The sequence below is a fragment of the Pseudomonas sp. GD04019 genome (assembly GCF_029837695.1).
Taxonomy (GTDB): Bacteria; Pseudomonadota; Gammaproteobacteria; order Pseudomonadales; family Pseudomonadaceae; genus Aquipseudomonas.
Genome location: NZ_JAOEEA010000003.1, coordinates 445,134 through 452,860, shown reverse-complemented (window position 1 = coordinate 452,860; position 7,727 = coordinate 445,134). Strand labels below are relative to the sequence as shown.

At 67.5% G+C, this 7,727-nt stretch carries 7 protein-coding genes; 3 read left to right on the top strand and 4 right to left on the bottom strand.

Annotation, left to right across the window (positions count from 1 at the left end):
* Together N7607_RS07440 and zwf are read right to left on the bottom strand one after the other, a co-directional pair.
* A partial coding sequence (locus N7607_RS07440; RefSeq protein WP_279868498.1) for an Hcp family type VI secretion system effector occupies positions 1–351 on the bottom strand: 351 nt, incomplete at its 3' end.
* A gap of 492 nt (positions 352–843) precedes the next feature.
* Positions 844–2,271 carry a glucose-6-phosphate dehydrogenase gene (gene zwf, locus N7607_RS07435; RefSeq protein WP_279869259.1) on the bottom strand — a complete coding sequence of 476 codons (1,428 nt, stop codon included), beginning with the start codon at positions 2,269–2,271 and terminating at the stop codon, positions 844–846.
* Positions 2,272–2,449: 178 nt separating this feature from the next.
* Here zwf and hexR point away from each other — a divergent pair, with 178 nt between their 5' ends.
* The 3 genes from hexR to N7607_RS07420 all read left to right on the top strand — a co-directional run bounded on the left by hexR (position 2,450) and on the right by N7607_RS07420 (position 4,825).
* A complete protein-coding gene (gene hexR, locus N7607_RS07430) occupies positions 2,450–3,316 on the top strand; it encodes a transcriptional regulator HexR (RefSeq protein WP_192399724.1) in 867 nt (288 codons plus the stop codon).
* A gap of 195 nt (positions 3,317–3,511) precedes the next feature.
* The gene (locus N7607_RS07425) at positions 3,512–3,712 is read left to right on the top strand and encodes a transcriptional regulator (RefSeq protein WP_279869257.1); all 201 of its coding nucleotides are present in this window, start codon (positions 3,512–3,514) and stop codon (positions 3,710–3,712) included.
* A gap of 105 nt (positions 3,713–3,817) precedes the next feature.
* Positions 3,818–4,825, top strand: coding sequence for an Ldh family oxidoreductase (locus N7607_RS07420; RefSeq protein ID WP_279869256.1), 1,008 nt, complete (start codon positions 3,818–3,820; stop codon positions 4,823–4,825).
* A gap of 225 nt (positions 4,826–5,050) precedes the next feature.
* Here N7607_RS07420 and N7607_RS07415 read toward each other — a convergent pair whose 3' ends face one another.
* Both N7607_RS07415 and N7607_RS07410 read right to left on the bottom strand, forming a co-directional pair.
* A complete protein-coding gene (locus N7607_RS07415) occupies positions 5,051–6,634 on the bottom strand; it encodes an aldehyde dehydrogenase (NADP(+)) (RefSeq protein WP_279869255.1) in 1,584 nt (527 codons plus the stop codon).
* Between the two features lie 88 nt (positions 6,635–6,722).
* Complete coding sequence (locus N7607_RS07410) at positions 6,723–7,658, bottom strand: dihydrodipicolinate synthase family protein (RefSeq protein ID WP_279869254.1); 936 nt, start codon at positions 7,656–7,658, stop codon at positions 6,723–6,725.
* Positions 7,659–7,727 lie beyond the last annotated feature (69 nt).

The following is a 7,727-nucleotide window of genomic DNA, read 5'->3' as shown; positions in this document are numbered from 1 at the left end:
ATCTTCCAGCTCGATGGTGAAGTAGTGCTCCTGGGTACCGGTGGAGGAGGTGCGGAACCACTCCAGACGGCACTTGGACAGACGCTCACCGGAGGTCAGGGAGTTGAAGATCAGCGGCGAAGCTTTGTCGAACACCTTGGTGATCATCAGCGGCTTGTGCACGCGCTGGCCGGTCGGCTGGCCGGACTGCGGGTCGCGCGGGATGATGACCTGGTGGTTGAAGCCCTGGACCAGGATCTGGTCCTCGTGACCTTCCTGGAAGATGTTGCCGACCGAGTCCTCGGTGAAGGTGCCAGCGGTGATCAGGCCTTGCTTGGTGCCTTCGAGGGTCATGTACGCGGGTGTTGGCATGGTGCTCTCCTTGCTGTGAGACGAGACCGGTAGGGTCCGGGAGCTCGGAAGAGTACAAGGGGCGTGCCAGGAGGCTACAGGCCAGGTGGGGCGGGGGGTGTGGTGGTGTAGAAGAGAAGCAGGGAAGCGCCTTGTGCGGGGCGTCACGGAAGGTTGTGCAACATCTGGCGCAGGGCTGTGCAGGGGGTTGCGCAGAGCGCGAAGGGTGCGTGGGCAGTGGGGCGGAGCGTGGCTTGGAGGGCGAGGAGAAGGGCGGGTGTGCAAGGAGTTGCGCAGCGCGAGAGTGTAGGTGGCGGGGCGGTCCCGGATTGCATCCGGGCTACGGCTCCGGTGCAGTCAGAGCCCCTCACCCCGCCCTCTGGACTCGCCACTTCCTCGTGGCTCGGCCTATGGCCAGCTGACGCTGCCCTGATCGGTTGTCCTGCCGATCTGTCCGGAGGGCCAGGGGGCGTAGAGCGCGGAAGCTCGCGTCAGGTGGAAGGTCGATGCTGCTCAGTCTTCCCACTCGCGCCCGGCCAGTTCCAGCAGGGTGTTGGCCTGTTCCGGGCCGTCGCTGCCGGCGGGGTAGGGGCGCGGGTCCTGGTAGTTGTCCTGCCAACCCTTGAGGATCGGATCGACCCAATCCCAGGCCGCTTCGACTTCGTCTCTGCGCATAAACAGCGTCGAGTCGCCCTCGATCACGTCCAGCAGCAGGCGCTCGTAGGCGTCCCAGCGGCGCTTCTGCGGGAATACGCGGGCCAGGTTCAGGTCCAGCTCCATCGGCGTCAGGCGCATGCCCTTGCCCGGGCTCTTGCCCATCAGCTGCAGGGTGATGCGTTCCTCCGGCTGCAGGCTGATGACCAGGCGGTTGGCCTGGCTGCCCTCGAACAGGCGGTGCGGCACCGGCTTGAACTGGATGACGATCTCCGAGCGCTTCTTGGCCATGCGTTTGCCGGTGCGCAGGTAGAACGGCACGCCGGCCCAGCGCCAGTTGTCGATCTCCGCCTGCAGGGCGACGAAGGTCTCGGTGTCGCTGTCGTTGTCGACGTGTTTCTCGAAGTAGTAGGCCGGCACTTCCTGGCCACCGATCTTGCCGGCGACGTACTGGCCGCGCACCGTCTTGTCGTGCACGTCGAGGCCGGCGATGGGCTTGAGCGCCTCGAGGATCTTCACCTTCTCGTTGCGCACCGACTCGGCGTCGAAACGCACCGGCGCTTCCATGGCCACCAGGCAGAGCAGCTGCAGCAGGTGGTTCTGCACCATGTCGCGCATGGCGCCGGCGTGGTCGTAGTAGGCGCCGCGGTTTTCCACGCCGAGCGTCTCGTTGACGCTGATCTGCACGTGGTCGATATGCCCGGCGCGCCAGATCGGCTCGAACAGCGCGTTGGCGAAGCGCAGCGCCATCAGGTTCTGCACCGTTTCTTTGCCCAGGTAGTGGTCGATGCGGAACACCTGGGCCTCGCTGAACACCGCGCCGATGGCGGCGTTGATCTCACGGGCGGACTCCAGCGAGCGGCCGATTGGCTTCTCCAGCACGATGCGCGTGTCGCTGCCGGCCAGGCCGGCGAGGGCCATGTTTTCGGCGATGGCCTCGAACAGGTCGGGGGCGGTGGCCAGGTAGTAGATGCGCCCGCGATTACAGGCGCTGGCGCCGAGGAACTTGCCGAGCCGGCCGAATTCGGCGGTGTGCGACAGGTCCATGGTGAAGTAGTCGAGGCGCGCGGCGAAGGTCGCCCAGCTGTCGTTGTCGAAGTCGCTGCGCGCCACCTGGGCACGGACCCGGCGCTCGGCCAGGGCCTGATACTCGGCGCGGTTCAGCACGTTGCGCGCCACCGCCAGGATGCGCATGTCCGGGCTCAGGCGGCCGTCACGGTGCAGGTGGTAGAGCGCCGGCAGCAGCTTGTGCAAGGCCAGGTCGCCGGTACCGCCAAACACCAACATGTCACAAGGGCTGTTCAACGTGAGGCCTCCGGCCGGTTTGCCTGTGCGGGTTGGGCGTTCATGTAGTATAACTACAAGACCACTACAGCCCGATCATAACAGCCTGGGTGAAATCGCAGCGAGCCGGGAAGTTGCCCGCCGCCGCGGTTGCCATCGAGCCGACAACAGAGCCCTGCCCGTGAATCTTCTGCAGCATATCGCCCAGTCCCGTCACCTGCTCCGCAAGTCCGAACTGAAGGTCGCTGATCACGTCCTGCAGGACCCTTCCGCGGTGATGCACAGCTCCATGGCCGACCTGGCCCACGAGGTCGGCATCAGCGAGCCGACCATCGTGCGCTTTTGCCGCGCCATCGGCTGCAGCGGCTTCCAGGATCTCAAGCTGAAGCTGGCGCAGAGCCTGGCGGCGGGGGCCAGTTTCGGCCAGTTCTCGATCAGCGAGAACGACTCGGTGGCCGACTTCAGCATGAAGATCTTCGACACCACCCTGCACACTCTGATGGAGGTGCGCGAGCGCCTCGATCCGCGCGAGCTGGAGCGCGCCGTCAACGCCATCGCCAATGCCCAGCGCATCGAGTTCTACGGTTTCGGCGCCTCCGGTGCGGTGGCCGCCGATGCCCAGCACAAGTTCTTCCGCCTGCTGCTGACCGCCGCCGCCTATTCCGACCCGCATATGCAGGCGATGAGCGCGGTGACGCTGAAGCCCAGCGACGTGGCCATCTGTATCTCCCAGTCCGGCCGCTCCAAGGACCTGCTGATCACCGCCAACCTGGTGCGCGAGTCCGGCGCCACGCTGATCACCCTGTGCCCGAGCCAAACCCCGCTGGCCGACCTGGCCACCGTCAACCTGGCCATCGACGTGCAGGAGGACACCGAGATCTACACCCCGCTGACCTCACGCATCGCCCACCTGGTGGTGATCGACGTGCTGGCCATGGGCGTGGCCATGGCCCGCGGCCCGGACCTGGTCAACCACCTCAAGAGCGTCAAGCGCAGCCTGCGTAGCCTGCGCCTGTCGCCCAAGTCGGTGCGCAGCGCGGAAGATTGAGATCTTGGAAATGTTTGTGGGAGCGGCCTTGGCCGCGAAGCATTTCCTTAAGCCCGATTCGCGGCCAAACGGAATGCCGCCCAGCCGCTCCCACAGGGCATTGATCCGGTCACGCAAGCTTCATCGCCGCGCCGTCAAAGCGTCACGCCCAGGCAGGCATGCTGAGCTCCCGGTAAACGGACCAGGAGCGCCGCGATGAACCTGCATCTCGAAGAACCCGTCCACGACAGCAAGACCCGCCGCAAGCTGGAAGACCAGCGCCGCATGGCCTTCCGCCGCGCCATCGAGGAATACGCCGAGCAGCGCCGGCTGCAGGAGGAGCTCGGCGGCTATCCCGATCTGCTCCCCGCCGATTTCCTCTCCATCGCGCGCAGCCCGCAACGCCACGCGGCTTGAGCCCTGCGCGCGGTGTGCCGAATTCGGCATGCCGCATGTGCAAAGTGATCAAGCTTCGGCGTCAGCGACAGGCCACTGTAACGGGCAGACTGCCAGGAGCCCGTTATGACCCGATTGACCCTGACCGAGGCCCATGAGCTGGCCGCCGATATCCTGCGCCACGCCGGTTTCAGCGAGGCTTTCGTGCAGGCCATCGCCGCCACCGTGACGGCCGGCGAGCGCGACGGCTGCACCTCCCACGGCCTGTGGCGCCTGCTCGGTATCGTGCGCACCCTCCAGTCCGGCAAGGCGGTGGCCGATGCCGAGCCCGAGGTGATTGATCAGGCGCCGTCGCTGGTACGGGTCGACGCCCATGGCGGCTTCTCCCAATTGGCGTTTGCCGCCGGCCTGCCAATTTTGGCTGAGAAGGCCCGGCGCAATGGCATCGCCGCCATGGCGATCAACCGCTGCGTGCACTTTTCTGCGCTGTGGGCGGAGATGGAGGCGATTACCGAGCTGGGCCTGGTGGCGCTGGCCTGCAACCCGACCCAGGCCTACGTGGCACCGGCCGGCGGCAGTCGTCCGCTGTTCGGCACCAACCCTATCGCCTTCGGCTGGCCGCGTGCCGACGGCCATCCCTTCGTTTTCGACTTTGCTACCAGCGCCGTGGCTCGTGGCGAGATCGAGCTGCACCGCCGCTCCGGTGCGCCGCTGCCAGCCGGCTGGGGTGTGGACCGCCAGGGTCAGCCGAGCAGCGAGGCCGCCGAGGTGCTCGACCACGGCGCCATGCTGACCTTCGGTGGACACAAGGGCTCGGCCCTGTCGGCGATGATCGAGCTGATCGCCGGGCCGCTGATCGGCGACCTGACCAGCCTCGAGTCCAGCGCTTTCGACGGCGGCGTAAATGTTTTGCCGCACCACGGCGAGCTGATCATCGCCCTCGATCCGCAGCGCTTCCTCGGCGAGCAGGCCGATCAGCATCTGGCCCGCGCCGAGGCGCTGTTCGAGGCGATTCAGGGCCAGGGCGCGCGGCTGCCGTCGCAACGGCGTTACGAGGCGCGGGCCAAGAGCCTGGTGGAGGGAGTGGAGATCAACGAAGGCCTGTACCGCGATCTGCAGGCGCTGCTGGCCTAGGACGTCGTTTGACCTAACACGTAGCCCGGATGCAATCCGGGAGACAGACGACGCCGATCCCGGATTGCATCCGGGCAACAGGGCTGCGGGTCCGCGTCGCCTGAAACACCCTCACCCCGGCCCTCTCCCGGAGGGAGAGGGAGTCTGTCCCCAGAGGCAAAAAAAGCCCCGGCGAACCGGGGCTGAGGGAGAGAAGCGCTGGTGTCTGAGCCGACACAATGTGTTTCAGGCCAGCGATTCCCGCGTGGTAATGCCGTCCACCAGCCGGGCCAGGCCCAGCGGGTTGGCGTTTTTCAGGGCGTCCGGCAGCAGGGCGTCCGGGCAGTTCTGGTAGCACACCGGGCGCAGGAAACGGTCGATGGCCAAGCTGCCGACCGAGGTGCCGCGCGCATCCGAAGTGGCCGGGTAGGGGCCGCCGTGGACCATCGCGTCGCACACTTCCACGCCGGTCGGATAGCCGTTGAACAGTACCCGGCCGACCTTCTGCTCCAGCAGTGGCAACAGGTCGCCGTGGGCTTCCAGATCGGCCGGCTCGGCGGTCAGGGTGGCGGTCAGCTGGCCGCGCAGGCCATGCAGGGCGCGGATCAGCTCGGCCTTGTCGGCCACTTCCACCACCACGGTGACCGGGCCGAACACCTCTTCCTGCAGCAGCTCGTCGCCTTCCAGCAGCAATGCGACATCGGCCTGGAACAGCTGCGGGCGGGCCTGGCGGCCTTCCTGCGGCTGGCCGGCCAGATGCTTCACCCCCGGGTGAGCGCGTAGCGCGGCCAGGCCGTGTTCGTAGCTGCTCAGGGTGCCGGCGTTGAGCATGGTCTGTGGCGGGCGCTGGCCGATCTCGGCGATCAGGTTGGCGACGAACAGGCTGAAGGCCGGCGAGGCGATGCCGATGACCAGGCCCGGATTGGTGCAGAACTGGCCGCAACCCTGCACCACCGAGTCGGCCAGTTCGCGAGCGATCTTCTCGCCGCGTGCTGCGAGGGCGGCAGGCAGCATCAGCACCGGGTTGATCGAGCTCATCTCGGCGAACACCGGGATCGGCTGCGAGCGTGCCGCGGCCATGTCGCACAGGGCGCGTCCACCCTTGAGCGAGCCGGTGAAGCCGACCGCCTGGATTGCCGGGTGCTTGACCAGCCACTCGCCGACCCCGCCGCCATAGACCATGTTGAACACGCCGGCCGGCATGCCGGTGGCCTCGGCGGCGCGGATGATCGCCTGGGCCACCAGCTCGGCGGTGGCCATATGGCCGCTGTGGGCCTTGAACACCACCGGGCAGCCGGCGGCCAGCGCCGCCGCGGTATCGCCACCAGCGGTGGAGAAGGCCAGCGGGAAGTTGCTGGCACCGAACACCGCTACCGGGCCGACGCCGGTGCGGTACTGGCGCAGGTCCGGACGCGGCAGCGGCTGGCGCTCGGGCAGCGCGCGGTCGATACGCGCGCCGAGGCAGTCGCCGCGGCGCAGCACCTTGGCGAACAGGCGCATCTGCCCGCTGGTGCGGCCGCGCTCGCCCTGGATGCGCGCGGCCGGCAGGGCGGTCTCGCGGCACACCAGCTGGACGAAGTCGTCGCCGAGGGCGTCGATCTGCTCGGCGATGGCGTCGAGGAACTGGGCGCGGCGCTCCGGGTTCAGGGCGCGGTAGGCCGGGTAGGCGGCTTCGGCGGCGCGGGCGGCGGCATCCACCTCGGCCTCGGTGGCCTGGTGGAAGCGGTAGGGCAGCGCCTCGCCGGTAGTGGCGTCGAGGCTGTGCAGGATGACCTCACCGGCGGCGCTACGGCCGCCGGCGATGAAGTTGTGGCCGAGGGTGGCGGGCATTGTTAACTCCTGTCGGGGGCCTATGAGATCAGCGTTGCCATTGCAGATCGACCGGATGCCCTGGAAACACCCGGCCGCAGTGCGGCGATCAGGCGGCCGACCAGTTGGCGTACCACTGGCGGAACAGCTTGTACTGGGTCTCGGCGTAGTGGCGCTGGGCGTCGCTGAGCACATCGGTTGCGTTGAAATGCAGGCTGTATTCCTGGTCGCCGTTCAGCACCATCAGGTACTTGTAATAGAGGACCAGGTCGCAGCCTTCGTCGAAGGACGACAGCACGTTCAGCGCCTCGGCAAGCTCCAGGGCGCGGCGGCGGGCGACGGCATCGCCCTTGGCGGCCTGCTTGCTCAGTTCGACCAGTTGCAGCACCTCACGCGGCAGGGCGTTGCCGATACCGGTGATGGCGCCGGTCGCGCCGCAATTGACGAAGCCATGCACCACCTGGGTATCGACGCCGGCCATGAGGATCACCTGGTCATCCTGCGAGGTGATGTGCTCGGCGGCGTAGCGCATGTCGGCGGCGCCGCCGAACTCCTTGAAGCCGATCAGGTTGGGGTACTGGCGACGCAGCTTGAAGAACAGCTCGGCGCGGGTGGCGAAGCCGTAGTACGGGCTGTTGTAGATCACCGCCGGCAGCTTCGGCGCCGCTTCGAGAATGGCGGCGAAGTGCGCTTCCTGGGCGGCGGGCGAGGCGCCACGGGACAGCACGCGGGGGATGACCATCAGGCCCTGGGCGCCGACCTTGGCGGCGTGGGCGGCGTGGGATACCGCTTCGCGGCTGTTCACCGCACCGGTGCCGACGATGGTCGGGATACCGGCGGCGACCAGGCGCGCCACGCCCTCCTGGCGCTCGGCCTCGGTGAGCAGCGGCCAGTCGCCCATGGAGCCGCAGTAGACCACGGCGCTCATGCCGGCCTGGATCAGCTCGCGGCCCTTGCGCACCAGGGCGTCGAAGTCCGGCTTGCGCTCGGCGGTGCAGGGGGTCATCAGGGCGGGGATGGTGCCGGTGAAGATATTGCTGCTCATGCTGTTTGCCTCCTCGGGCAGAGTCACAGTATTTCGTATACGAAAGCAAAGGGTCGTTCTACACCCTTG

What these genes read in the sequence shown, in the direction of transcription:
- zwf (WP_279869259.1), bottom strand. Translation starts at nt 2,271, where the DNA reads ATGTTGGTGTTTGGCGGTACCGGCGACCTGGCCTTGCACAAGCTGCTG.
- N7607_RS07425 (WP_279869257.1), top strand. Translation starts at nt 3,512, where the DNA reads ATGAACCTGCATCTCGAAGAACCCGTCCACGACAGCAAGACCCGCCGC.
- N7607_RS07415 (WP_279869255.1), bottom strand. Translation starts at nt 6,634, where the DNA reads ATGCCCGCCACCCTCGGCCACAACTTCATCGCCGGCGGCCGTAGCGCC.
- N7607_RS07420 (WP_279869256.1), top strand. Translation starts at nt 3,818, where the DNA reads ATGACCCGATTGACCCTGACCGAGGCCCATGAGCTGGCCGCCGATATC.
- N7607_RS07410 (WP_279869254.1), bottom strand. Translation starts at nt 7,658, where the DNA reads ATGAGCAGCAATATCTTCACCGGCACCATCCCCGCCCTGATGACCCCC.